Source organism: Micromonospora sp. WMMD975 (genome assembly GCF_029581215.1).
In the GTDB taxonomy this organism is placed as follows: Bacteria; Actinomycetota; Actinomycetes; order Mycobacteriales; family Micromonosporaceae; genus Micromonospora.
On record NZ_CP120739.1, the window covers coordinates 527,932 to 551,427 of the forward strand.

Annotated in this window: 21 protein-coding genes; 12 read left to right on the forward strand and 9 right to left on the reverse strand. The window is 73.0% G+C overall.

What is annotated here, in order from left to right:
• Positions 1 to 29: 29 nt before the first annotated feature.
• The 4 genes from O7613_RS02435 to O7613_RS02450 form a co-directional block, all read right to left on the reverse strand.
• Positions 30 to 1,097 carry an NADH:flavin oxidoreductase/NADH oxidase gene (locus O7613_RS02435; protein ID WP_282291829.1) on the reverse strand — a complete coding sequence of 356 codons (1,068 nt, stop codon included), beginning with the start codon at positions 1,095 to 1,097 and terminating at the stop codon, positions 30 to 32.
• 13 nt (positions 1,098 to 1,110) lie between these two features.
• Positions 1,111 to 2,391: a dicarboxylate/amino acid:cation symporter gene (locus tag O7613_RS02440; protein WP_282294459.1), complete on the reverse strand. Its 1,281-nt coding sequence runs from the start codon at positions 2,389 to 2,391 to the stop codon at positions 1,111 to 1,113.
• Between the two features lie 259 nt (positions 2,392 to 2,650).
• The gene (locus O7613_RS02445; RefSeq protein WP_282291830.1) at positions 2,651 to 3,283 is read right to left on the reverse strand and encodes a DUF998 domain-containing protein; all 633 of its coding nucleotides are present in this window, start codon (positions 3,281 to 3,283) and stop codon (positions 2,651 to 2,653) included.
• Positions 3,276 to 4,241, reverse strand: a complete 966-nt coding sequence (locus O7613_RS02450; protein ID WP_282291831.1) for a glutathione S-transferase C-terminal domain-containing protein — start codon at positions 4,239 to 4,241, stop codon at positions 3,276 to 3,278. The genes O7613_RS02445 and O7613_RS02450 overlap by 8 nt, the downstream gene beginning before the upstream one ends.
• Positions 4,242 to 4,352: 111 nt before the next feature.
• Here O7613_RS02450 and pcaF point away from each other — a divergent pair, with 111 nt between their 5' ends.
• The 6 genes from pcaF to O7613_RS02480 all read left to right on the forward strand — a co-directional run bounded on the left by pcaF (position 4,353) and on the right by O7613_RS02480 (position 11,479).
• Complete coding sequence (pcaF, locus tag O7613_RS02455) at positions 4,353 to 5,558, forward strand: 3-oxoadipyl-CoA thiolase (RefSeq protein WP_281584414.1); 1,206 nt, start codon at positions 4,353 to 4,355, stop codon at positions 5,556 to 5,558.
• Between the two features lie 114 nt (positions 5,559 to 5,672).
• The gene (locus O7613_RS02460; RefSeq protein WP_281584413.1) at positions 5,673 to 6,491 is read left to right on the forward strand and encodes an SAM-dependent methyltransferase; all 819 of its coding nucleotides are present in this window, start codon (positions 5,673 to 5,675) and stop codon (positions 6,489 to 6,491) included.
• A gap of 6 nt (positions 6,492 to 6,497) precedes the next feature.
• Entirely contained in the window at positions 6,498 to 8,648 is a 2,151-nt protein-coding gene (locus tag O7613_RS02465; RefSeq protein ID WP_282291833.1) for an EAL domain-containing protein, read from the forward strand.
• Positions 8,649 to 8,739: 91 nt separating this feature from the next.
• Positions 8,740 to 9,240 (forward strand): DUF456 domain-containing protein, encoded by a 501-nt coding sequence (locus O7613_RS02470; RefSeq protein WP_282291835.1) that lies wholly within the window; start codon positions 8,740 to 8,742, stop codon positions 9,238 to 9,240.
• Positions 9,241 to 9,619: 379 nt separating this feature from the next.
• Positions 9,620 to 11,182, forward strand: coding sequence for an amino acid permease (locus tag O7613_RS02475; RefSeq protein WP_282291837.1), 1,563 nt, complete (start codon positions 9,620 to 9,622; stop codon positions 11,180 to 11,182).
• Positions 11,183 to 11,257: 75 nt separating this feature from the next.
• Positions 11,258 to 11,479: a flavin reductase gene (locus O7613_RS02480; protein WP_282291838.1), complete on the forward strand. Its 222-nt coding sequence runs from the start codon at positions 11,258 to 11,260 to the stop codon at positions 11,477 to 11,479.
• 33 nt (positions 11,480 to 11,512) lie between these two features.
• Here O7613_RS02480 and O7613_RS02485 read toward each other — a convergent pair whose 3' ends face one another.
• Positions 11,513 to 12,691: a PQQ-dependent sugar dehydrogenase gene (locus O7613_RS02485; RefSeq protein WP_282291840.1), complete on the reverse strand. Its 1,179-nt coding sequence runs from the start codon at positions 12,689 to 12,691 to the stop codon at positions 11,513 to 11,515.
• Between the two features lie 87 nt (positions 12,692 to 12,778).
• Between O7613_RS02485 and O7613_RS02490 the strand changes: the two genes are divergently transcribed.
• The 4 genes from O7613_RS02490 to O7613_RS02505 all read left to right on the forward strand — a co-directional run bounded on the left by O7613_RS02490 (position 12,779) and on the right by O7613_RS02505 (position 20,176).
• Entirely contained in the window at positions 12,779 to 14,143 is a 1,365-nt protein-coding gene (locus tag O7613_RS02490; RefSeq protein WP_282291842.1) for a glutamine synthetase family protein, read from the forward strand.
• 31 nt (positions 14,144 to 14,174) lie between these two features.
• On the forward strand, positions 14,175 to 15,530 hold the full coding sequence (locus O7613_RS02495) for an aldehyde dehydrogenase family protein (protein WP_282291843.1): 1,356 nt from the start codon (positions 14,175 to 14,177) through the stop codon (positions 15,528 to 15,530).
• 5 nt (positions 15,531 to 15,535) lie between these two features.
• Positions 15,536 to 16,303, forward strand: a complete 768-nt coding sequence (locus O7613_RS02500) for a 3-oxoacyl-ACP reductase (protein WP_281584404.1) — start codon at positions 15,536 to 15,538, stop codon at positions 16,301 to 16,303.
• A gap of 216 nt (positions 16,304 to 16,519) precedes the next feature.
• A complete protein-coding gene (locus O7613_RS02505) occupies positions 16,520 to 20,176 on the forward strand; it encodes a SpoIIE family protein phosphatase (protein WP_282291844.1) in 3,657 nt (1,218 codons plus the stop codon).
• Positions 20,177 to 20,208: 32 nt separating this feature from the next.
• On the opposite strand, the gene O7613_RS02510 is transcribed toward O7613_RS02505, so the two are convergent.
• The 3 genes from O7613_RS02510 to O7613_RS02520 form a co-directional block, all read right to left on the reverse strand.
• Positions 20,209 to 20,523 carry a helix-turn-helix transcriptional regulator gene (locus O7613_RS02510; RefSeq protein WP_281584402.1) on the reverse strand — a complete coding sequence of 105 codons (315 nt, stop codon included), beginning with the start codon at positions 20,521 to 20,523 and terminating at the stop codon, positions 20,209 to 20,211.
• Entirely contained in the window at positions 20,523 to 20,867 is a 345-nt protein-coding gene (locus O7613_RS02515; protein ID WP_282291846.1) for a type II toxin-antitoxin system RelE/ParE family toxin, read from the reverse strand. Before O7613_RS02515 ends, O7613_RS02510 begins: the two co-directional genes overlap by 1 nt.
• A gap of 131 nt (positions 20,868 to 20,998) precedes the next feature.
• Positions 20,999 to 21,313, reverse strand: coding sequence for an STAS domain-containing protein (locus O7613_RS02520; protein WP_281584400.1), 315 nt, complete (start codon positions 21,311 to 21,313; stop codon positions 20,999 to 21,001).
• Between the two features lie 95 nt (positions 21,314 to 21,408).
• Between O7613_RS02520 and map the strand changes: the two genes are divergently transcribed.
• Both map and O7613_RS02530 read left to right on the forward strand, forming a co-directional pair.
• The gene (map, locus tag O7613_RS02525; protein ID WP_281584399.1) at positions 21,409 to 22,266 is read left to right on the forward strand and encodes a type I methionyl aminopeptidase; all 858 of its coding nucleotides are present in this window, start codon (positions 21,409 to 21,411) and stop codon (positions 22,264 to 22,266) included.
• A complete protein-coding gene (locus O7613_RS02530) occupies positions 22,263 to 22,979 on the forward strand; it encodes a VIT1/CCC1 transporter family protein (RefSeq protein WP_282291848.1) in 717 nt (238 codons plus the stop codon). Before map ends, O7613_RS02530 begins: the two co-directional genes overlap by 4 nt.
• A gap of 23 nt (positions 22,980 to 23,002) precedes the next feature.
• On the opposite strand, the gene O7613_RS02535 is transcribed toward O7613_RS02530, so the two are convergent.
• Positions 23,003 to 23,470: a nitroreductase family deazaflavin-dependent oxidoreductase gene (locus O7613_RS02535; protein ID WP_281584397.1), complete on the reverse strand. Its 468-nt coding sequence runs from the start codon at positions 23,468 to 23,470 to the stop codon at positions 23,003 to 23,005.
• Positions 23,471 to 23,496: the final 26 nt, after the last annotated feature.

The window sequence follows — 23,496 nt, forward strand, 5'->3', positions numbered from 1 at the left end:
ATGATCCCCGAAGCGCCGGGCGGGGCGGGTCAGAACGCCCGGGCGTACGGGTCGGGCCAGGCGGGGGTGGCGCCGAGCTTCGCGGCGGCGCGGCGCGGCCAGTACGGGTCGCGGAGCAGCTCGCGGCCCAGCAGCACCAGGTCCGCCTCGCCGCCGGCGACGATCTGCTCGGCCTGCTCGGGCTCCACGATCAGGCCCACCGCGCCGGTCGGCACGCCCGCGTCGCGGCGGATCCGGGCGGCCAACGGCACCTGGTAGCCGGGGCCGACCGGGATGGTCGCCCGGGCAGCCGCGCCGCCGGAGGAGGCGTCGACCAGGTCCACGCCGGCCGCCGCCAACTCACCGGCGAGCACCACGCTGTCCTCCACCGTCCAGCCGCCGTCCGTCCAGTCGGTCGCGGAGATCCGGGTCAGCACCGGCACCGCCTCGCCGACCGCGGCGCGGACCGCCCGGGCCACCTCCAGGGTGAGCCGCATCCGGCCGGCCCGGTCCCCGCCGTAACCGTCCGCGCGTCGGTTGGTGAGCGGGGACAGGAACTCGTGCAGCAGGTAGCCGTGCGCCGCGTGGATCTCCACCGCGGCGAAGCCGGCGTCGAGCGCCCGCGCGGCGGCGGTGGCGAACGCGTCCACCACCGCGGCGATGCCGGCCTCGTCGAGCGCGACCGGGGTGCGGTAGTCGGGCACGAACGGGTCGCCGCCCGGGCCGACAGGTGTCCACCCGCCGTCGGCGTCCGGCACGCCACCGCGCCGCTCCGCCCACGGCCGGTACGTCGACGCCTTGAACCCGGCGTGCGCGAGCTGCACGGCCGGGACCGCGCCCTGACCGGCGACGAACGCGGTGACCGGCCGCCAGGCGTCGACGTGCGCGCCGGACCAGAGCCCGACGTCCTGCGGGCTGATCCGCCCCTCGGGCACCACCGCGGTCGCCTCGCTGAGCACCAGCCCGGCCCCGCCCACGGCCCGGGAGCCGAGGTGTACGCGGTGCCAGTCGGTGGGCAGCCCGTCGGGCCCGGCACTGTACTGGCACATCGGTGCCAGCGCGATCCGGTTGGGCAGGGTGACGCCGCGCAGGGCGAGCGGGGTGAACAGGGCGCTCATCGGATCCTCACTGTCAGGCGGGTACGGGGGCGAGCCGCTCGTGCTCGACCGGTTCGATCAGGTCGCGCTTGCCGGCCGAGTCGTACGCGGCCCGGTCGAGTGTGCCCTCCCGGGCGGCCACGATGGTCGGCACCACGGCCTGTCCGGTCACGTTCGTGGCGGTACGCATCATGTCCAGGATCGGGTCGATCGCCAGCAGCAGGCCGGCGCCGGCCAGCGGCAGGCCCAGCGTGCTCAGGGTCAGCGTGAGCATCACGATCGCGCCGGTCAGGCCGGCGGTGGCGGCCGAGCCGACCACGGAGACGAACGCGATCAGCAGGTAGTCGGTCACGCCCAGGTGCACGCCGAACACCTGCGCCACGAAGATCGCGGCGAGCGCCGGGTAGATCGCGGCGCAGCCGTCCATCTTCGTGGTGGCGCCGAACGGCACCGCGAAGGAGGCGTACTCCCGGGGGACGCCGAGGCGCTCGACCGAACGCTGGGTCACCGGCATGGTGCCGACCGAGGAGCGGGACACGAACGCCAGCTCGATGGCGGGCCAGGCGCCGGCGAAGAAACGCAGCGGGTTGAGCCGGCCGGCGGCCACCAGCAGCACCGGGTAGACCACGAACATCACCAGGGCGCAGCCCACGTAGACGGCCGTGGTGAACTTGGCGAGCGGGGCCAGCAGATCCCAGCCGTACGAGGCGACGGCGTTGCCGATCAGGCCCAGGGTGCCGATCGGGGCGAGCCGGATCACCCACCACAGCGCCTTCTGCACGATCGTCAGTACCGCGCGGTTGAGCTGCACGAACGGTTCGGCGGGCTCGCCGACGAGCAGCGCGGCGGCGCCCACGACGAGGGCGAGGAAGACGATCTGCAGGACGTTGCCCTCGACGAACGCGCCGATCGGGTTGGTGGGCACGATGCCGGTGAGGAAGTCGATCCAGGAGCCGGTGGTCTTCGGCGCGTTGGCGCCGGCCGGGTCCAGGTTGACGCCGCGACCGGGGTCGGTGAGCAGGCCGAGGCCGATGCCGATGGTCACCGCGATCAGCGCGGTGATGCCGAACCAGAGCAGCGTCTTGAGCGCCAGCCGGGCGGCGTTGGCCACGCCACGCAGGCTGACCACGCTCACCACGATGGCGGTGAAGACAAGCGGCGGCACAGCCAGCTTCAGGAGCTGGACGAAGAGGCCGCCGACGGTGTCGAGGGTGCTGGTCAGCCAGGCGAGGTCGTTGGCGCGGGCGAGGAAACCGAGCGCCACGCCGAGTACGAGACCGAGCAGAATCTGCACGGAGAAGGGAAATTTGCGCAGGGCGGAAGCCATGAGGACGGGTCCAAGGTCTGGAGAGGGAAGTGGGCGTCGGGGCGGAGCTATGCCGGACAGACGCCACTTGCCTGCCGTCGAAGGTCGACGTACAGGCGCTCGGTGAGGCACCAGACATTGGTCATCGCCGGCACACGCTACTCCCGCCGCCCCCATACCGGAAGGACCGTTCCCCGTGACACCCCTTACACCCCGCTGGTAAGGCGGGGGCCCCTTTTAACACCCGTCTGTTAAGCGGGGCCCCCGCCTATCGCCCAGGCGTTAAGCGGGGCCCCCGCCTTACCAGCACCACGGCGGTGGCCAGCGCCCACGCGGCGGTTGCGGTGAGCAGCACGCGCTCCAGCACACCCACGAGCGCGCCCCGGCCGACGAGCAGCATGGCCAGCCCGACCGCGCCGGACAGCGGCAACGCCAGCGCCGCGCCGATCGCGGCGACCCGCCGCAGCGCCACGCCCACCGCGGGGCGGCACACCAGCGCCAGCATCGCGAACACCACGGCGGCGGTCGCCGCGATGCTCGCCCCGCCGTGCACCAGGTCGGCCACCGTGGCGGCCTCGAACGGTGGCAGCGGGCAGCCGGCGCTGCACGTCACCGTGCCGGAGAGCGCCGTGGCGACCGCGCCGCCGCCGAGCAGCACGGACGCCGTCCGCGCCGCCGGGGGCAGCGCCCCGGCGAGCAGCAGCAGCGCCGCCGCCAGCGTGAAGATCCCGATCCGGTACGCCCCGGCGTACCCGCTGTCGGTGACCCCGGCCTCGCTGACGTACCCGGTCGGGCCGGGACCCGGACCGGCGACGACGGCGACCGTCACCGCGACCGCCCCGGCGACCACGCAGCCGGCCGCGCCGAGGGCGGCGGCCCGGCGCGCGGCCCGGTCAGTCACGCCCGTGCGGCGTGGTCCAACCGGCCAGGTCCGGACCGAGCGGCACGATCCGGGTCGGGTTGATCATGTCGTGGGTGGCGTAGTAGTGCCGCTTGATGTGGTCGAAGTCCACCGTCTCGCCGAAGCCCGGGGTCTGGAACAGGTCCCGGGCGTACGCCCACAGCACCGGCATCTCGGTCAGCTTCTGCCGGTTGCACTTGAAGTGGCCGTGGTAGGCCACGTCGAAGCGGACAAGCGTGGTGAACAGGCGCACGTCCGCCTCGGTGATCGCGTCCCCCATCAGGTAGCGCCGCCCGGCGAGGCGCTCGGACAACGCGTCCAGCCGGGCGAAGAGCGCGGTGTACGCCTCGTCGTACGCCTCCTGGGAGGTGGCGAAGCCGCACCGGTAGACGCCGTTGTTGACGTCGGTGTGGATCTCCGCCATCAGCGCGTCCATCTCCGGGCGCAGCGCCACCGGGTAGAGGTCCGGCGCGTCCGGGGCGTGGAACCGCCGCCACTCGGTGGAGAGGTCGAGCGTGAGCTGCGGGTAGTCGTTGGTGACCACCCGGCCGGTGAGCGTGTCGACGAGCGCCGGCACGGTCACCCGGCCGGTGTAGTCCGGGTCGGTGGCGAGGTACGCCTCGGAGAGGAAGCCGACGCCCAGCACCGGGTCGAAGCCGTCCGGGTCGAGCGCGAACCGCCAGCCCCGCTCGTCCCGGATCGGGTCCACCGTGCCCAGCGAGATCACCTCGTCCAGGCCGAGCAGGCCGCGCACGATCCGCGCCCGGTGCGCCCACGGGCAGGCCCGGCACCAGATCAGCCGGTAGCGGCCAGCCTCCAACGGCCAGCGGCCCTGCTCGTCCGGGCCGCCGCCCTCAGGTGAGGTGGAGTGCGGGGTGACCCGACCGGTGAAGCGGTTGGGCTGGCGGACGAACGAACCGCCGCCGCTTGTCTCTGCGCTGAACTGGGCCCCGACCATGCCGCCAACCTATCCGCTCCGGGCGCGGATATCCTGGCGCCGTGGCGCCCGGCGTGACCCGGTGGGCGACCGCCGACCGACCCCTTCCCACCCCCGAAGGACGTGCCCGCGATGACCGTGGCCTACCTCGTTGCCGGAGTCCGTACCCCGTTCGGCAGGTACGCCGGCGCCCTCGCCGGGGTCCGCCCCGACGACCTCGCCGCGCACGTCGTCCGCGAGCTGGTGACGCGGCACCCGTCGGTCGACTGGGCTCGCACCGACGACGTGATCCTGGGTTGCGCCAACCAGGCCGGCGAGGACAACCGCAACGTGGCCCGGATGGCCGCCCTGCTGGGCGGGCTGCCGGAGGAGGTGCCGGGCAGCACCGTCAACCGGCTCTGCGGCTCCGGCCTGGACGCGCTCGCCTCCGCCGCCCGCGCGATCGTGGCCGGCGACGCCGACCTGGTCGTGGCCGGCGGCGTGGAGAGCATGAGCCGGGCGCCGTTCGTCATGCCGAAGGCGACCACGGCGTTCGCCCGCACCGCCGAGGTCTACGACACGACCATCGGCTGGCGGCTGGTGAACCCGCTGATGAAGCGCGGTTGGGGCATCGACTCGATGCCGGAGACGGCGGAGAACGTGGCCGCCGAGTTCGGCGTGGACCGGGCGGCGCAGGACGGCTACGCGTACCGCTCGCAGCAGCGGACCGCGAAGGCGCAGGCCGACGGCCGGCTGGCCGAGGAGATCGTCGGCGTCACCGTGCCGGCCGGCAAGCGGGAGACGAAGCTCGTCGAGGTCGACGAGCACCCCCGGGAGACGACGCTCGCGAAGCTGGCCGCGCTGCCCACCCCGTTCCGCGACGGCGGCACGGTGACCGCCGGCAACTCCTCCGGGGTCAACGACGGCGCGGTCGCGCTCCTGGTCGCCTCCGGGGCCGCCGTCGACCGCTACGGCCTCACCCCGCTGGCCCGGGTACGCGGCGCGGCGGCAGTGGGCGTACCGCCACGGATCATGGGGATCGGGCCGGTGCCGGCGACCCGGAAGCTGCTCGACCGGCACGACCTCACGCTCGCCGACGTCGACGTGGTCGAGCTGAACGAGGCGTTCGCCGCGCAGTCCGTGGCGGTGCTGCGGGAGCTGGGCCTGCCGGAGGACGCCGAGCACGTCAACCCGAACGGCGGGGCGATCGCGCTGGGCCACCCGCTCGGCGCCAGCGGCGCCCGGCTGGCGTTGACCGCCGCGCTTGAGCTGCGCCGCCGGGGCGGGCGACGGGCGCTCGCCACCATGTGCGTCGGCGTGGGACAGGGCATCTCGCTGCTGCTGGAGTCGGCCGCCTGACGGTCGGCCTGTGACATCGCCGCAAGTGGATCTCCCGTACCCGGTCCGGCGCGCATAGAGTGGGCTGGACCACATGATCCGCCTCACGGCGGCGACGACCTGGGGGACCGAGCGATGCAGACGCCGGACGGACTTCCCGCCGAGATCGACCTGACCCGGCCGAGCGCCGCCCGGGTCTACGACTACTTCCTCGGCGGGGCGCACAACTTCGAGATCGACCGGCAGTTGGCCGAGCAGATCGCGTCGATGACCCCGAACCTGGCGGCCACCATGCGCGCCGGGCGGGAGTTCCTGCGCCGGGCCGTCCGGGTGCTGCTCGACGCCGGCATCGACCAGTTCCTCGACATCGGCTCGGGCATCCCCACCGTCGGCAACGTGCACGAGGTCGCCCAGGCCGCGAACCCGCAGGCCCGGATCGTCTACGTCGACATCGACCCGGTGGCGGTGGCGCACAGCCGCGAGTTGCTGGCCGGCAACGAGCGGGCCACCGCGATCCTGGCCGACCTGCGCGAGCCGAAGCTGATCCTGGACCAGGCGCGGGCCAGCGGATTGATCGACTTCGACCGGCCGGTGGGCATCCTGCTCGCCGGGGTGGTGCACTTCGTCCCGGACGCCGACCGGCCGGCGGATGTCCTGGCCACCCTGCGGTCCGTCGCCGCCGAGGGCAGCTACCTGGTCATCTCCCACTCCACCTTCGAGGACCAGCCGCAGGAGATGCTCGACGCGCAGCGGCTGTCGGCGCGGACCGCCACCGAGATCACCCTGCGTTCGCGGGCCGAGGTCACCGGCTTCTTCGGCGACTGGACGATCCTCGAACCGGGGGTGGTGCACATGCCGCTGTGGCGGCCCGACTCGCCGTCCGACGTCGACGAGCACCCGGAGCGGTTCGGGGCGTTCGGCGGCGTCGCCCGGCACGACCGCGCCGCCGGGTGAGCCGACGTGCGCGCCCCGGAGCCTGACGGGGGTGACTTCAGCCGGCCCGGCGCCGCCGCGTACGCCGCCGAGTGGGCCCGGGCGGTGCGGCGGATCGGCTTCGTGCCGATGAGCGCGGCCGAGACCGAGCGCCTGCTGGTGTCGCTCACCGAGCGCTTGGCCGGCGCGCTGCTCGCACCCACCTTCTCCGCCCGACCGGCCCAGGAGGTGGGGCGTGCCCTCGTGGAGGCGCACCTCACCGAGCCCGGCGTGCTCGACTGGTCGGTGCAGGCGCTCGGTGACCGGCTGCTGCCCTGGGCGCTGCCGGCCCGGGAGGACGTGCCCGAGCTGCGGGAGCGGATCGCGGCGTTGCAGGGCGCGTTCGCCGCCGGGTTCGCCCGGGCGCTGCGCGACCGGGTGTTCAGCCAGCAGGAGCGGATCGCCCGTTCGGCCTGGCAGGCCCGGGACACCGTCGAGCAGGCGCTGCGGGACAGCGAGGCGCGCTTCCGGGCGGTCTTCACCGGCGCCGCCATCGGCATCGGCATCGCCGGCGTGGACGGGCAGATCATCGAGGTCAACCAGGCCTTCGCGGACATGCTCGGCTACACCGTCGCGGAGATGCGGCGGATGAACGTGTCCGCGCTCGCCTACGCCGACGACGCGGCCGGCATGTGGGAGCTCTACCAGGAGCTGATCGAGGGCAAGCGGGACAGCGCCCGGGTGGAGAAGCGCTACTACCGCAAGGACGGCAGCGTGGTCTGGACCGACCTGGCCGTCTCGCTGATCCGGTACGACGACGGCCGCCCCCGCTTCACCGTCGCCATGATCGAGGACATCACCGAGCGGTACGAGCTCCAGCAGCGGCTGCGTTTCCAGGCGCTGCACGACCCGCTTACCGGCCTGCCCAACCGGACGCTGTTCTTCGAGAAGCTCGGCGACGTCTTCGACGCGGCCGGGCCGGAACAGCGCGTCGGGCTCTGCTTCATCGACCTGGACGGGTTCAAGGCGGTCAACGACAGCCTCGGCCACGACCTGGGCGACCGGCTGCTCCAGGTGGTCGCCCGGCGGTTGCGGGACTGCGTGTCCGGGCGCGGTCACCTGGTCGCCCGGATGGGCGGCGACGAGTTCGTCATCCTCGTCGACTCCGGCGGCGGCCTCGACGACGCGGTGGAGGTGGCCGAGCTGGCGTTGGCCGCGGTCTCCGCCCCGGTGCAGGTCGCCGACCAGCAGCTCGCCGTCTCGGCAAGCATCGGCATCGTGGACTGCCCGGCGGCGGAGACCAACGCCGGCGAGCTGATGAAGGCCGCCGACACCACCCTCTACTGGGCCAAGGCGGAGGGCCGGGGCCGGTGGGCGGTGTACGACCCGGAGCGTAGCGCCGCCGACATCGCCCGGTCCGCGTTGGCCGCCAAACTGCCGGCCGCCCTGGACCGGGGCGAGTTCGTGCTGCACTACCAGCCGATCGTGTCGCTGTTGGACGGCACCATGGTGGCGGTGGAGGCGTTGGTCCGCTGGCAGCACCCGGAGCTGGGGCTGCTCGGGCCGGACCTGTTCATCGGGCTGGCCGAGGAGACCGGCCTGATCGTCCGGCTGGGCGCCTGGGTGCTGCGCCAGGCGTGCCGGGACACCGAGTCGTGGCGGCGGTCCTATCCGGACACCACACCCGTGGTGAGCGTCAATCTGGCCGCCCGACAGGCCGACGACCCGGCCATCGTGGAGACGGTGGCCGAGGCGTTGCAGCACACCGGGCTCCCGGCCGAGCTGCTCCAGTTGGAGCTGACCGAGAGCGCGGTGATGGGCAGCGCGGGCGAGCCGCTGCGCGCCCTGCACCAACTCGCCGACCTCGGGCTGCGGCTGGCCATCGACGACTTCGGCACCGGCTACTCGAACCTGGCGTACCTGCGCCGACTGCCGATCCACTGTGTGAAGCTGGCCGGCCCGTTCGTCGAGGGGATCCGGGACGACGGCGCGGACGCGGTCGCCGACCACCGCGACGAGCGGATCGTCGACGCGCTGGTCCGGTTGGCGCACGCGCTGGAGTTGTCGGTGACGGCCGAGGCGGTGGAGACCGAGGCGCAGGCGGAGCGGCTGCGGGCGTTGCGCTGCGACACCGGCCAGGGCCTCCTGTTCGGCGCCCCGATGCTCGCCGACGCCATCCGCACCCGCCTTGCGGGTTAAGGAGGGGCCCCCGCTTAACGCCTCCGGTATAGGAGGGGCCCCCGCTTAACACCTCGGTTGCGCAGCACCCCCCAGGGGAAAGAGAGAACACGTGAGTTTGAGCGATTCGCAGGCGGTGGTGTCACTGGTCGCCGCGCTGGCGATCCTGGCCGGGCTGGCCGGAGTGGTGGTGCCCGGCCTGCCCGCGCTGCCGCTGTGCTGGGGCGGGGTACTGGTCTGGGCGTTGTTCGGCGACGCCGGTCCGGGCCGCTGGGTGGTGCTCGCCGCCGCCACCGTGGTCGCCGCCGGTGGCACCGTGGTCAAGTACCTCTGGCCGGGCCGGAACCTCAAACGGACCGGCGTGCCCACCCGGTCGCTGCTGGCCGGCGCGCTGCTCGGCGTGATCGGCTTCTTCGTCATCCCGGTGATCGGGCTGCCGATCGGCTTCGTCGCCGGGATCTGGGGCGCGGAGCTGCTGCGACTGGGCAGCAACCGGCTGGCCTGGCCGGCGACCGTGCAGGCGCTCAAGGCGGCCGGGCTGTCCATGCTCGTCGAGTTCATGGCCGGCGTGGTCGTCGCCGCGCTCTGGGTGGCGGGGCTGCTGTTCGCCTGAGGCACCCCGCGCGCCCGGCTCCCCCCGGTGGGGAGGCCACAGACCGGCCGGCGCTCGCGCTCGGCACGGCTGCGGTGCCGGCGCTCGGGTGGGTGCCGGCGGGCCGGCCCGGCCTGAGGGTGCGGCGACGCGGGCGTCCGGGGGTACGGCGGAACGCCGTACATCAGTGAGAGAGAGGTGGACGCCGCGCGTCGCCGCGGACCGGGCGTTGCCGAGCGCCCGGTGCCGGCCCGTCGGGTCGGGCCTGGTCACGCCTCCAAGGATGCCCCCGACCGCCCGGCCCGACAACGCATTTAACCCGGGCGGTATTGACCGTCTTGATCGGCTGGGCGCAAACTGCGAGCACTCGTACGGGGACCCACCCTCGAGGAGGTGTGCAGTGGCCACGACGCCCGCGCCGACCGCCGAACAGCCGATGGACGACGACGCCCGACGACTCGCCGAACTCGGCTACCGGCAGGAGCTGCGCCGCAAGTGGAGCGGCTTCTCCAACTTCGCCATCTCGTTCTCCATCATCTCGATCCTGGCCGGCTGCTTCACCACGTTCGGCCAGGCGTGGAACAACGGCGGCCCGGTCGCCGTGTCCTGGGGCTGGCCGCTGATCTCGATGTTCATCCTGATCATCGGGTTCTGCCTGGCCGAGTTGGTGTCCGCCTACCCGACCGCCGGCGGGATCTACTGGTGGGCGGCGACGATGGGGCGGCCGGTGCACGGCTGGTTCACCGGGTGGCTCAACCTGATCGGGTTGGTCGCGGTGACCGCGTCGGTCGACTACGGCTGCGCCACGTTCCTCAACCTGACGTTGTCGGCGCTCTTCGACGGCTGGGCCGGCACCGGGCACCAGACGTTCGGGCTGTTCGTGGTGATCCTCGCCCTGCACGGCCTGATCAACATCTACGGGCACCACGTCATCGACGTACTCCAGAACGTCTCGGTCTGGTGGCACGTGGCCGGCGCGGCCGTGGTGGTGCTGATCCTGGTCCTGGTCCCGGACGACCACCAGAGTTTCCGCTTCGTGTTCACCGAGCGGTTCAACAACTCCGGCTTCGGCGACGGTGACACCGGCGGGCTGACGTTCTGGTTCTACGTGCTGCCGCTGGGGTTCCTGCTGACGCAGTACACGATCACCGGCTTCGACGCCTGCGCGCACGTCTCCGAGGAGACCCGGGGCGCGTCCAAGGCCGCCGCGCAGGGGCTGTGGCGGTCGATCTTCTATTCCGCCGTGGGCGGCTGGATTCTGCTGCTCGCGTTCCTGTTCGCCGCCACCGACGTGGACGCGATCAACGATGCCGGCGGCTTCTCCGGGGCGATCTTCGAGACGGCGCTGACCCCGTTCTTCTTCAAGACGGTCATCATCATCTCCACCATCGGGCAGTTCTTCTGCGGGATGAGCTGCGTGACCTCGATGTCGCGGATGGCGTACGCGTTCAGCCGGGACCGGGCGGTGCCCGGCTGGCGACTCTGGTCCAAGGTCAACCGCAACGGTACGCCGGTCAACGCCATCATCGGCGCCACGCTGGCCGGGCTGCTGCTCACGCTGCCCGCGCTCTACCAGCGCGGTGGCATCCCGGTCGCGTTCTACGCGGTGGTGTCGGTGGCGGTGATCGGGCTCTACCTGTCCTTCATCATCCCGATCTTCCTGCGGCTGCGGATGGGCGACCGGTTCGTCCCGGGCCCGTGGACGCTCGGCCGCCGCTACCGGCTGCTCGGCTGGATCGCGGTGGTGGAGATCGCGATCATCGCGGTCTACTTCGTGCTGCCGATCGTCCCGGCCGGCGTGCCCGGCAACGCCGACTTCAGTTGGACGGCGGTCAACTACGCGCCGCTGGCGATCGGCGGCGTGCTGCTCGGCGTCGCCATCTGGTGGTACGCCTCGGCCCGCAAGTGGTTCACCGGCCCCCGCCGCACCATTGAGGAGTCCTCTTCCGACGCCCCTTCCTGACCTCCTGACCTCCGGCCTTCTGCGTTGATCATGAAGTTGACGGCGATTGTTGATCTTTAAACAGCCGTCAACTTCATGATCACCCTGCGACTCGGTTTCCGGGTCGGCGCCGCGGAGTGGCCGTGCCAGCCGGCGCGACTGTTGCTGCTCGTCGAGTACCGGGGCGACCGCACGGCGCTGCTGCTCCACCTGGGCACCCTGATGGCCGAGGCGGCGGAGCACCTCGCCCGGCTGAATCCGGGCCACGTGCCGGATCTGCACCACCGCTTCCTCGCCTGGGCGCGGGCGCGTGGCTGACGCCGGCCGGCGGCGTTCCGCGTACCCCAGGGGTCAGGGTGGGGGCTGGCGGTGGGTGAGCGGGAAGCGGAGGATGCGGTCGTCGTCGGCCGCCGGCGGGACGCCGCGCGGCTCGCGGTTGCTCGTGGTCACCCAGAGCGCGCCGTCCGGGGCGACCTCGACGGTACGCAGGCGGCCGTACGTCCCGACCAGCTCCGCCACCGGTACGCCGACCGCGCCGGTGGCGTCCACCGGCACCGTCCAGAGCCGGGTGCCGCGCAGCGCGGCCACGTAGAGCGTGCCCCGGGCGAACGCGGCGCCGCTCGGTGACGCCTGCGCGGGCGTCCACACGACGACCGGGTCGCGGAAGCGTGGGTCGCCGGCGACGCCCTCGACGATCGGCCAGCCGTAGTTGCCGCCGGGCACGATCCGGTTCACCTCGTCCCAGGTGTTCTGCCCGAACTCGGTGGCGAACAGCCGGCCGTGCCGGTCCCAGGCGAGGCCCTGCACGTTGCGGTGGCCGTAGCTGTAGACCGGGGAGCCGGGGAACGGGTTGTCGGCGGGCGTCCCGCCGTCCGGCCGGATCCGCAGGATCTTGCCGTTGCGGCTGGTCAGGTCCTGGGCGCGGGCGCTCACCCCGGCGTCGCCGACGCCGACGTAGAGCAGCCCGTCGGGGCCGAACGCGATCCGCCCGCCGTCGTGGAAGGTGGCCCGGGGGATGCCGCTGAGCAGCACCTGCGGGACGGGCGTCGCGGCCAGCCGGAACCGGACGACACGGATGTCGGTGGCGGTCGTGTAGGCGGCGTACACCAGCGCGTCGCGGCGGTAGGTGGGGGAGACCGCGAGCCCGAGCAGGCCCGCCTCGCCGCCGGCGACCACGTCGGCGAGGCGGGCCACCTGCCGGGTCGGCCGGCCCCGGCGTACGCGCAGGATGGTGCCCCGGTCCCGCTGGGCGACCAGGGCGCTGCCGTCGGGCAGGAAGTCCAGCCCCCACGGCACCTCCAGCCCGGTGGCGACCACTTGCGGGTCGGTCAGGTCGTAGCCGACCGTCGGCGGTCGGGCGGTGTGCCGGGCGAAGCCGGCCGGGCGCAGGTCGACCAGGTCCGGCTGCGGTTGCGGCGCGGCGGCCGGGTGGTCCGGGGCGGCGGTGGGCTGCCGGTCGGCGCGGGCGTCGGTGGCGCTCAGCCCGAGCGCGAGGACGGCGACGACGGCCGCGACGATCCGACCACGCATGTGTCCTCCTGGAGTTTCACCCCCGGTCCCACCGGGGCATTGACGGTGATCCGGTTTGCCAGTAGACCTTGGTCATGGAGGCCCCTGATGAGTAGAACGCCGTTCTCGCTGGAGCAGTTGCGGGTCGCCGTCGCCGAGGGCGAGATCGACACGGTGGTGCTCGCCCTCACCGACATGCAGGGCCGCCTCCAGGGCAAACGGATCCACGCGCCGTTCTTCCTCGACCAGGTGGTGGCCAACGGCAGCGAGGGCTGCAACTACCTGCTCGCCGTGGACGTGGACATGAACACCGTCGACGGGTACGCGATGTCGAGCTGGGAACGCGGCTACGGCGACTTCGCCATGCGCCCCGACCTGGACACGCTGCGCCGGACGCCGTGGCAGCCCGGCTCCGCGATGGTGCTGGCCGACCTGGAGTGGCTGGACGGCTCCGGCCCGGTGGTCGCCTCGCCCCGGCAGATCCTGCGCCGGCAGCTCGACCGGCTGGCCGCGCACGGGCTGACCGCGTACGCCGGCACCGAGCTGGAGTTCGTGCTCTACCGCGACTCGTACGAGGAGGCGTGGCGGCGCGGCTACCGCGACCTGACGCCGGCCAACCAGTACAACGTCGACTACTCGCTGCTCGGCACCGCCCGGGTGGAGCCGCTGCTGCGCCGCATCCGCACCGAGATGGCCGGCGCCGGGCTGACGCCGGAGAGCGCGAAGGGCGAGTGCAACCTCGGCCAGCACGAGATCGCCTTCCGCTACGACGAGGCGGTGGCCTGCGCCGACCACCACGTGATCTACAAGAACGGGGCGAAGGAGATCGCCGCCCAGGAGGGCATGGCGATCACGTTCATGGCGAAGCCGAACGCGCGGGAGGGCAACTCCTGCCACATCCACTTCTCGCTGCGCGACGCCGCCGGGGAGTCGGCGATGCTCGGCGACGGGCCGGCGCACCTGAGCGTGACCGGGCAGCGGGTGCTGGCCGGGCTGCTCGCCACGATGCGCGAGTTCAGCCTGATGTTCGCGCCGAACATCAACTCCTACAAGCGCTACCAGCCGGGCTCGTTCGCGCCGACCGCGCTGCGCTGGGGCACCGACAACCGCACCTGCGCGCTGCGGCTGGTCGGGCACGGGCAGGGGATGCGGGTGGAGAACCGGGTGCCCGGCGCGGACGTCAACCCGTACCTGGCCATCGCCGCGCTGGTGGCCGGCGCGGTGCACGGCATCGAACACGAGTTGGAGCTGCCGGACGAGTGCACCGGCAACGCGTACGACGACCCGGCCGCCGAGCGCGTTCCGGCGACCCTGCGCGACGCGCTCGACCTGTGGCAGGGCTCGACGGTCGCCCCGGAGGCGTTCGGGGACGAGGTGGTGGCGCACTACGCCAACAACGCGAAGGTCGAGCTGTCCGCCTTCGACGCCGCGGTCACCGACTGGGAGTTGGTCCGGGGCTTCGAGCGGCTCTGAGCTGTCCAACCGGCGGTGGGAGGGGAAGCGCGTGGGTGAGGTGATCTCGCCGGTCAGCGGGGAGTCGCTGGGGGAGGTGCCGTCCGCGTCGGTGGCGGACGTGGACGCAACGATCGGGCGGGCCGCCGCCGCGTTCCAGCGGTGGCGGGCGGTGGCGCCGGGCGACCGGGCCCGCCTGCTGCGGCGGTTCGCGGCCGAGGTGGACGCGCACCGGGAGGAGCTGGCGCTGCTGGAGGTGCGCAACGCCGGCCACACCATCGGCAACGCGCGCTGGGAGGCCGGCAACGTCCGGGACGTGCTCGACTACTACGCGGGCGCGCCGGAGCGGCTGACCGGGCAGCAGATCCCGGTGCCCGGCGGGCTCGACGTCACGTTCCACGAGCCGCTTGGCGTGGTCGGCGTGATCGTGCCGTGGAACTTCCCGATGCCGATCGCCGGCTGGGGCCTCGCCCCGGCGCTCGCCGCCGGCAACACGGTGGTGCTCAAACCGGCCGAGCTGACCCCGCTCACCGCGCTGCGCCTGGCCGAGCTGGCCCGGGACGCCGGGCTGCCGGAGGGCGTGTTCACCGTGCTGCCCGGGCCGGGCAGCGTGGTCGGCGAGCGGTTCGTCACCCACCCGGCGGTCCGCAAGATCTGCTTCACCGGCTCCACCGAGGTCGGCACCCGGATCATGGCCGGCGCCGCCGGGCAGGTGAAACGGGTGACGCTGGAGTTGGGCGGCAAGTCGGCGAACGTCGTCTTCGCCGACGCCGACCTGGAAAAGGCGGCGGCCACCGCGCCGTCCGCGGTCTTCGACAACGCCGGCCAGGACTGCTGCGCCCGCTCCCGGATCCTGGTCCAGCGCCAGGTGCACGACCGCTTCCTGGAACTGCTCGAACCGGCGGTGCGGGCGTTCCGGGTGGAGGACCCGGCCCGGGAGACCGCCGAGATGGGCCCGCTGATCTCCGCCGCGCACCGGGACCGGGTCGCCGGGTACGTCGACGGCGCGCCCGTCGCGTACACCGGCTCCCGGCCCGACGGCCCCGGCTTCTGGTACGCCCCGACGGTGCTGCTCGCCGAATCGCCGGCGGACCGGCACTGGCGGGAGGAGATCTTCGGCCCGGTCGTCTCGGTGCTCCCGTTCGACGACGAGGCGGACGCGATCCGGCTGGCGAACGACACCGAGTACGGGCTCTCCGGCTCGATCTGGACCCGGGACGTGGGCCGGGCGGTCCGGGTGGCCCGGGCGGTCGAGGCGGGCAACCTCAGCGTCAACTCGCACTCCTCGGTGCGCTACTGGACCCCGTTCGGCGGGATGAAACGCTCCGGCCTCGGCCGGGAGTTGGGTCCGGACGCGCTGCACGCCTTCACCGACGTCAAGAACGTGTTCATCGGCACCGAGGAGTGATCACAGTGCAGGGACGGCTTCAGGACCGGGTGGCCGTGGTGACCGGCGCGGGCAGCGGCATCGGGCTGGCCACCGTGCGGCGCTTCGCCGCCGAGGGGGCGCGGGTGGTCTGCGTGGACATCGACGCCGACGCCGGCACCCGGGCGGCGCAGGAGGTGGGCGGGGAGTTCGTCGCCGCCGACGTGGCCGACGAGACGGCGGTCCGTGACCTCTTCGACGGCGTGGTGGACCGGCACGGCCGGGTGGACGTGTCGTTCCACAACGCCGGCATCTCCCCGCCGGACGACGACTCGATCCTGGAGACCGGGCTGGACGCCTGGGAGCGGGTGCTGCGGGTCAACACCACGAGCGTCTACCTGTGCTGCAAGCACGTCATCCCGCACATGCGGCGGCAGGGCAAGGGCTCGATCATCAACACCGCGTCGTTCGTGGCGCTGATGGGCGCGGCCACGTCGCAGATCGCGTACACGGCGAGCAAGGGCGGGGTGCTGGCGATGACCCGGGAGCTGGGCGTGCAGTTCGCCCGCGAAGGCATCCGGGTCAACGCGCTCTGCCCCGGCCCGGTCGCCACCCCGCTGCTGCTGGAGCTGTTCGCCGAGGACCCGGAGCGGGCCGCCCGCCGGCTGGTGCACGTGCCGATGGGCCGGTTCGGCGACCCGACCGAGATCGCCGCCGCGGTGGCGTTCCTCGCGAGCGACGACGCCTCGTTCATGACCGCCGCGCAGTTCGTCGTCGACGGCGGCATCACCGGCGCGTACGTGACGCCGCTGTGAGCCGGCGGCCGGGCCGTGATGTCGGCCATGTCACAGTCGGCCGACCTGCGGCCCGGCCCGGCTCGCCCCCGCCCGCCGGTTACGACAGGATGAGCCGGAGGTAACCAGCGCCCGTCGGCTCGTGTGCGTTACGTTGCTCCTCCGTCGGGGTAGTAGGCGGGGACGGTCGGCGTGGACGCGCCGGCCGTCGTGAACTTGGCCGGAGCGGGAGGCTGCATGGGCTCGGCCCAGGGTGGCGGGGATTTCGGTTCATCCCCGGTGGCCGGCGAGGCACTCCCACCGTTGCTGACCGCCGCGTTCGCCGCCGGCGGCGAGATGGGCGGGCTGCTGCGCGGTTTCGACTGGTCCGCCACCCGCCTCGGCACTCCTGACAACTGGCCCGCCGCGCTCTGCCACGCGTTGAGCACCATGCTGGCGTCCCGCGCCCAGATGGTGGTGTTCTGGGGCGAGGAGCACCTGGCCTTCTACAACGACGCCTACCGGCCCACCATCGGTGCGAAGCACCCGGCCGTCATCGGGCAGTCCGCCCGGCTGCACTGGCCGGAGACCTGGGACGTCCTCGGCCCGCTGCTGGACGGCGTACGCGGCTCCGGCGTGCCCTACCGCGGCGAGAACCACCCGTTCGTGCTCAACCGCCACGGCTTCCTGGAGGACGTCTACTTCGACGTCTCGTACGACCCGATCCGCGAGGCCGACGGCACCGTCAACGGGATCTTCTGCTTCGTCAACGAGACCACCGGCCGGGTGCTCGGCGAGCGCCGGCTGCGGACCCTGGCCGAGCTGGGCAACGAGCTGGGCGACGTGCCGAGCACGCTCGAACTGGGCCGGGCGGTGGCCCGGGTGCTCGACGCGCACCGCGCCGACGTGCCGTTCAGCGCGATGTGGCTCGTCGACGCCGACGACGCCCCGGCGCTGGCCGGCTGCTCCGGCGTCGACCCGGCCGTGGTCGCCGGCTGGCCCGGCCCGCCCGTCGACGAGCCGCTGACCGCGCCGCGCTGGATCGCCACCGCCGAGCTGCCCGGCGCGGTGCCGCCGGACGCCGCCGACCAGGCGCTGCTGCTGCCGCTGACCGCCACCCACGAGCCGGCCGGCGCGCTCCTGCTCGGGGTGTCCCGCCGACTGCCGTTCGGCGACGACTACCGGGACTTCGTCGACCTGGTCGCCGCGCAGGTCTCCCGCGCCGTGGGCAAGCAGTGGGCGTACGACCAGGAACGCGCCCGCGCCGCCGAGCTGGCCGCGCTGGACCGCGCCAAGACCAACTTCTTCGCCAACGTCAGCCACGAGTTCCGCACCCCGCTCACGCTCGTCCTCGGTCCGCTGGAGGACATGCTCGCCGACCGCGAGCTGCCCGACCGCTACATCGAGCGGCTGACCGTCATGCACCGCAACGGGCTGCGCCTGCTCAAGCTGGTCAACACCGTGCTCGACTTCTCCCGGCTGGAGTCCGGCCGGCTGGCCGCCCGCTACCAGCCCACCGACCTGGCCGACTACACCGCGCGGCTGGCGAGCACGTTCCGTTCGGCCACCGACCGGGCCGGGCTGCGCCTGGTGGTCGACTGCCCGCCGCTGCCCGCGCCGGTCTACGTCGACCGGGACATGTGGGAGAAGATCGTCCTCAACCTGGTGTCGAACGCGGTGAAGTTCACCTTCGACGGCGAGATCCGGGTCCGGGTACGCGCCGCCGACGGGGCCGCCGTGCTGGAGGTGACCGACACCGGGGTCGGCATCGCGCCGGAGGAACTGCCGCAGGTCTTCGAACGGTTCCACCGGGTCGCCGGCGCCCGTTCCCGCACCCACGAGGGCACCGGGATCGGGCTCGCGCTGGTGCGGGAGCTGGTCGAGATGCACGGCGGCACGGTGACCGCGCGCAGCGTCGTCGAGGGCGGCACCACGTTCACCGTGACGGTGCCGTTCGGCTATGCGCACCTGCCCGCCGACCGGGTGTCCGCGCTCGCCACGGCGCCGCTGGGCGAGCCGGAGCAGGCCCGGCTCCACGTCGCCGAGACGGCGCTCTGGACCGACGAGGTGGCCCGGCCCACCGGGCTGCCCGCGCCGTCCGGCACGTCCGGGGGCGCCGGCCGGATCCTGGTCGCCGACGACAACCCCGACCTGCGCGAGCACGTCAGCCGGCTGCTCTCCCCGGCGTACCAGGTGGTGGCCGTGCCGGACGGCGTGGAGGCGCTGCGGCTGGCCGTGGACACCCCGTTCGACCTGGTGCTGACCGACGTGATGATGCCCCGGATGGACGGCTTCGGGCTGGTCGCCGCGCTGCGCGCCAACCCGCTCACCCGGGGCGTGCCGATCGTGCTGCTCTCCGCCCGGGCCGGCGCCGCGGAGGAGGTCGCCGGTCTCTCGGCCGGCGCGGACGACTACCTCACCAAGCCGTTCTCCAGCCAGGAACTGATCGCCCGGGTCCGGGCCAACGTGGAACTGGGCCAGCTCCGCGGGCAGATCGTCCGCCGGCTGCGGTCACTCGCCGACGCCGCGGTGGCGGTCAACACCGCCCGCTCCACCGCCGAGGTGGTGCGGGTGGCCGCGCGGCACGCGCTCGGCCTGGCCGAGGCGGGCCGGGTGCTCGTCGTCGCCACCGGCGCCCGGCACGAGGAGGACACCGGCGAGGACCTGCCCGCCGAGCCGTCCGTGGTGCTGCCGCTCACCGGCACCACCGGTGAGCGGCTCGGCGAGTTGCGGGTGTGGCGTCGCGAGGGCGGCGGCGCCGAGGGCACGGCGCTCACCGAGCTGGCCCGGCTGGTCGGGGTACGGCTGGAGAACGCCCAGCTCTACGAGGCCGAGCACCGGATCGCCACCACGCTCCAGCACAGCCTGCTGCCGCGTACCCTGCCGCAGTTGCCCGGCGCGGTGGTGGCCAGCCGCTACCTGCCGGGCAGCGCCGAGGTCGAGGTCGGCGGCGACTGGTACGACGTGATGGGCACCCCCGAGGACGACCTGGTGCTTGTCATCGGCGACGTGGTCGGCAAGGGCGTGCGGGCCGCCGCCGCGATGGGGCAGCTCCGCAACGCGCTGCGGGCGTACGTCCTGGAGGGCTACGACCCGGGGGAGGCGCTGACCCGGCTCAACCGGCTGGTCCACTCCACCGGCGGCGGCTCCTTCGCCACCGTGGTCTGCCTCCGCTTCTGCCCACGCGACGGCGAGCTCCGGTACGCCAGCGCGGGTCATCCGTCGCCCCTGCTGATCCGAGGAGAGGACGTGGCCTTCCTGCACGATCGGGCCCTCGGGCCGCCGATCGGGGCGATCCCCGGCGTCACCTACCCGACCGTCGACGGCGAACTCGCCCCCGGCGGCCGGCTGCTGCTCTACACCGACGGCCTGATCGAGGACCGGGAGGGTGGCATCGACGTCGGGCTCGACCAGTTGCGGGTCGACGCGACCGCACGCGGCGCGCACGTCGCCGACCTGGTGGACGCGGTGGTGGAACGGGTCGCCGGGCGGCCCCGGCACGACGACGTGGCGGTGCTCGCGCTGGAGGCGGCCGAGCTGAACCGCTTCGCGTTGCGGCTGCCGGCCGACCCGACCCGACTCAGCATGCTGCGCAAGCGGCTGGAGGACTTCCTCGTCGCCCACGAGGTCGGCGAGACCGACCTGTTCGACCTCACGGTGGCGGTCTCCGAGGCCGCGGCGAACGCGATCGAGCACCCGGTCGACCCGGTCGATCCGGTCATCGACGTCGAGGTCACCATCGCCGACCGCGTGGTGACCGCCACGGTCCGGGACAGCGGCCGGTGGCGGGAGTCGAGCGGGTCGGCGTTCCGTGGCCGTGGGCTGGCGCTGATCCAGGCGCTCGGGGAGATGAGCGTGACCCGCACTTCCGACGGCACCGAGTTGACCCTGCGCCGCCGGTTGACGGACGGGTAGTCCACGACGTGTCCCCACGCGAACGGGAAGGATCAGGCGATCTGACGTAGATCGCTGCCGTAGTCAAAGATGATCCGCATGCGGGCGCCCAGCGCTCGCGCGTACCGGCCCAGGGTCGCAACCTCGTTGGCCTCCAAGTCGCCGTTCTCGATCTGGCTGACCCGGCCGGGCGTGACCCCCATCAATGCGGCAACCTCCCGCTGGGTGAGCCCGAGACGCTTACGCTCCTCGGCCAGGTGGAACGCGCTGACCCACGCCTCGGTGCGGGCGCGCTCCACATCGAGCGCGTCGTCGTCCCCGTCGTGCAACTCGGCACGGATGTCGTCCCAATCATGGAAGTCGCTCATCAGCCCTCCCTCCGCTTCCTCTCAAAGGCGAGCCAGCCCTCGTACGCGACCTCGGCGACCGGGATCGTTTCCTCGTACCATCGAGACCAGTCGCCAGCCTTGTTGCCAGCCACCAACAGCACCGCCTGCGACCAGGGATCAAAGACGAACAGAACCCGAATGGCGACGTCCCGCCCAGATCTCGGTCGCAGCTCCTTGAGATTTCCGATGCTCGACCCCCTGAGCGTGTCCACCAACGGACGCCCCAGGCCCGGACCGGTCTCCGCGAGCATGTCGATCGCTACGTTGACCGACCGGTAGGTCGCCGGATCGGTCTGACGAAGCGAACGCAACCAGTCGCGCACGTCGCCTGTGGTTCTGATCGCCCAAACGACGGGCGGGGCCGTGAGGCATAGGCCAACTATAGCTCGGCCTATACCTTTGGGTGGCATGCGAGCCGCAGCCGGCCTCGGCGTCTGAGCCCGATTCCTACCGGCTAGCTGTCGGCGAGCCAGCCCTGCTCGCCCAGGCCGGAGATCTCCAGCACCCGTCGGACCTGCCGGGACGGCAGCACGGTGAGCGCGGCCGGGAACCGCTGGGAGAGCCGGACCACCGCGTGGATGGCGGCCGAGTCGAAGAACGTGACTGCCCGCAGGTCGAGCGTGAGCTGGTTGGCGGGCTCGCGCAGCGCGGTCTGGAACATGGTGTCGGCGGTCGCCATGTCGACCTCGCCGGTCACCAGGACGCGAAGCCGGTCCCCGTCGCCCTCCGCCGTCACCGAGAAGACGGGCGGTGCGCCCCCTTGATCCACGCAGCAACAATGGCACAGTGCTTGCGCCCCGGCAACAACCTGCCTGGGAGGGCCGTGGCGGGGGTCACCGCGGGGTCCGGCGATAGGCTTGCGGCATGACCGTCCGTGCGCCGCTGACCCCAGGCACGCTCTCCCCGTGGCGGGCGGTCCCCGCCCACATTCCGCGCCCGGAGTACGTGGGCAAGAAGCGCCCGCAGGAGTGGCGTGGCTCGCACGTGCAGACCCCGGAGACGATCGAGAAGATGCGGGTGGCCGGCCGGCTCGCGGCCCGGGCCACCCAGCTGGCCGGCGAGCACTGCAAACCGGGGGTGACCACCGACGAGATCGACCGGGTGGTGCACGAGTTCCTCTGCGACCACGGCGCCTACCCGTCGACGCTCGGCTACCGGGGCTTCCCCAAGTCCTGCTGCACCAGCGTCAACGAGGTGATCTGCCACGGCATCCCGGACTCGACCGAGCTGCGCGACGGCGACATCATCAACGTCGATGTCACCGCGTACCTCGACGGGGTGCACGGCGACACGGACGCCACCTTCTGCGTGGGCGAGGTGGGCGAGGAGGCGCGGTTGCTCGTCGAGCGGACCCACACGGCGATGATGCGCGGCATCAAGGCGGTCGCCCCCGGCCGGCAGATCAACGTCATCGGCCGGGTGATCGAGTCGTACGCCAAGCGGTTCGGCTACGGCGTGGTCCGCGACTTCACCGGCCACGGCATCGGGGAGGCGTTCCACAGCGGCCTCTACGTGCCGCACTACGACAGCCCGCGCCCCACCGACGTGATGGAACCCGGCATGACGTTCACCATCGAGCCGATGATCACCATCGGCACCCACCAGTACGACATGTGGGACGACGGCTGGACCGTGGTCACCAAGGACCGGAAGTGGACGGCGCAGTTCGAGCACACCATCGTCGTGACCGACGGTGGCTACGAGATCCTGACCCTGCCGTGACCGAGACCCCGGCGGCGCTGCGCGAAGCGCACCACGCGGACGTGTCCGGCGGCTGGCTGCGGCCGGCGGTCTTCGGCGCGATGGACGGGCTGGTCACCAACATCGCCCTGATCGCCGGCGTCGGCGGCGGCGGGGTGTCCCCGCACAGCATCGTGCTGACCGGCACGGCCGGCCTGGTGGCCGGCGCCATCTCGATGGGCCTGGGCGAGTACACGAGCGTCCGCTCGGCAAACGAGCAGGTCGCCGCCGAGGTCGCCAAGGAGCGGCGCGAGCTGGAACGGCACCCGGAGGCGGAGGCCCGCGAGCTGGCCGACGCCTGGGTCGCCCGCGGCCTGCCCCGCGACCTGGCCACCCAGGTCGCCGAGGCGGTCCGGCGCAACCCGGAGGAGGCGCTGCGCGTCCACGTCCGGGAGGAGTTGGGCGTCGACCCGGACGACCAGCCCAGCCCCTGGGCGGCGGCGATCTCGTCGTTCGTCTGCTTCTCGATCGGCGCCCTGGTGCCACTGATGTCCTACCTGCTCGGCTTCACCAGCCTGTGGCTGGCGCTCGGCGTCGGCGGGGTGGGACTCTTCGTCGCCGGGGCGGTCGTGGCCCGCTTCACCTACCGGTCCTGGTTGACGAGCGGCCTGCGGCAGTTGCTGCTCGGCGCGCTGGCCGCCGGCGCGACATACCTGATCGGCGCCCTGATCGGCGTCGGCGGCGCCCTCGGCTGACCCTCCCCACCCCCTCCGCGGGATCAGGGGGTCGGGGTCAGGCGGAAGACCTTGATCTCACGGCCGGCGGCCCGTTGGACGTACGTGCGGTAGGCCGGCCACTCCTGCACCAGGCGGTCGAACAGGCGGTCGCGGTCCGCGCCGACGACCTGCTCGGCGCGCACCGGGATCCGGCGCCCCCTGACGTCCACCTCGGCGGCCGGCTGGGCCAGCAGGTTGAACGTCCACGACGGGTGGTGCCGCTGCCCCCAGTTCGAGCCGATCACCACGTAGGCGTCGCCGTCGGGGACGTAGAGCAGGGGATTGCTGCGGGGCTTGCCGGAGCGGCGGCCGGTGGAGGTGAGCACAAGCGTGGGCACCAGGCCGAACGCGACCACCCGCCCCTTCGTCATCCGGCCGATCAGCCGGTCGGCGGGGACGAGCACGCGCATGGTGGTGGCGAACCACTGCTGGTGACCGAGGCGGCGGGTGAGGGATACCAGAGCGGACACCCGCCCAGTGTGCCGCTCCCGCCGGG

Coding starts and splice junctions, on each gene's coding strand:
- O7613_RS02510 (WP_281584402.1), bottom strand. CDS start 20,523: ATGAGCGACTTCCATGATTGGGACGACATCCGTGCCGAGTTGCACGAC.
- O7613_RS02480 (WP_282291838.1), top strand. CDS start 11,258: ATGATCACCCTGCGACTCGGTTTCCGGGTCGGCGCCGCGGAGTGGCCG.
- O7613_RS02485 (WP_282291840.1), bottom strand. CDS start 12,691: ATGCGTGGTCGGATCGTCGCGGCCGTCGTCGCCGTCCTCGCGCTCGGG.
- O7613_RS02460 (WP_281584413.1), top strand. CDS start 5,673: ATGCAGACGCCGGACGGACTTCCCGCCGAGATCGACCTGACCCGGCCG.
- O7613_RS02505 (WP_282291844.1), top strand. CDS start 16,520: ATGGGCTCGGCCCAGGGTGGCGGGGATTTCGGTTCATCCCCGGTGGCC.
- O7613_RS02490 (WP_282291842.1), top strand. CDS start 12,779: ATGAGTAGAACGCCGTTCTCGCTGGAGCAGTTGCGGGTCGCCGTCGCC.
- O7613_RS02435 (WP_282291829.1), bottom strand. CDS start 1,097: ATGAGCGCCCTGTTCACCCCGCTCGCCCTGCGCGGCGTCACCCTGCCC.
- O7613_RS02450 (WP_282291831.1), bottom strand. CDS start 4,241: ATGGTCGGGGCCCAGTTCAGCGCAGAGACAAGCGGCGGCGGTTCGTTC.
- map (WP_281584399.1), top strand. CDS start 21,409: ATGACCGTCCGTGCGCCGCTGACCCCAGGCACGCTCTCCCCGTGGCGG.
- pcaF (WP_281584414.1), top strand. CDS start 4,353: ATGACCGTGGCCTACCTCGTTGCCGGAGTCCGTACCCCGTTCGGCAGG.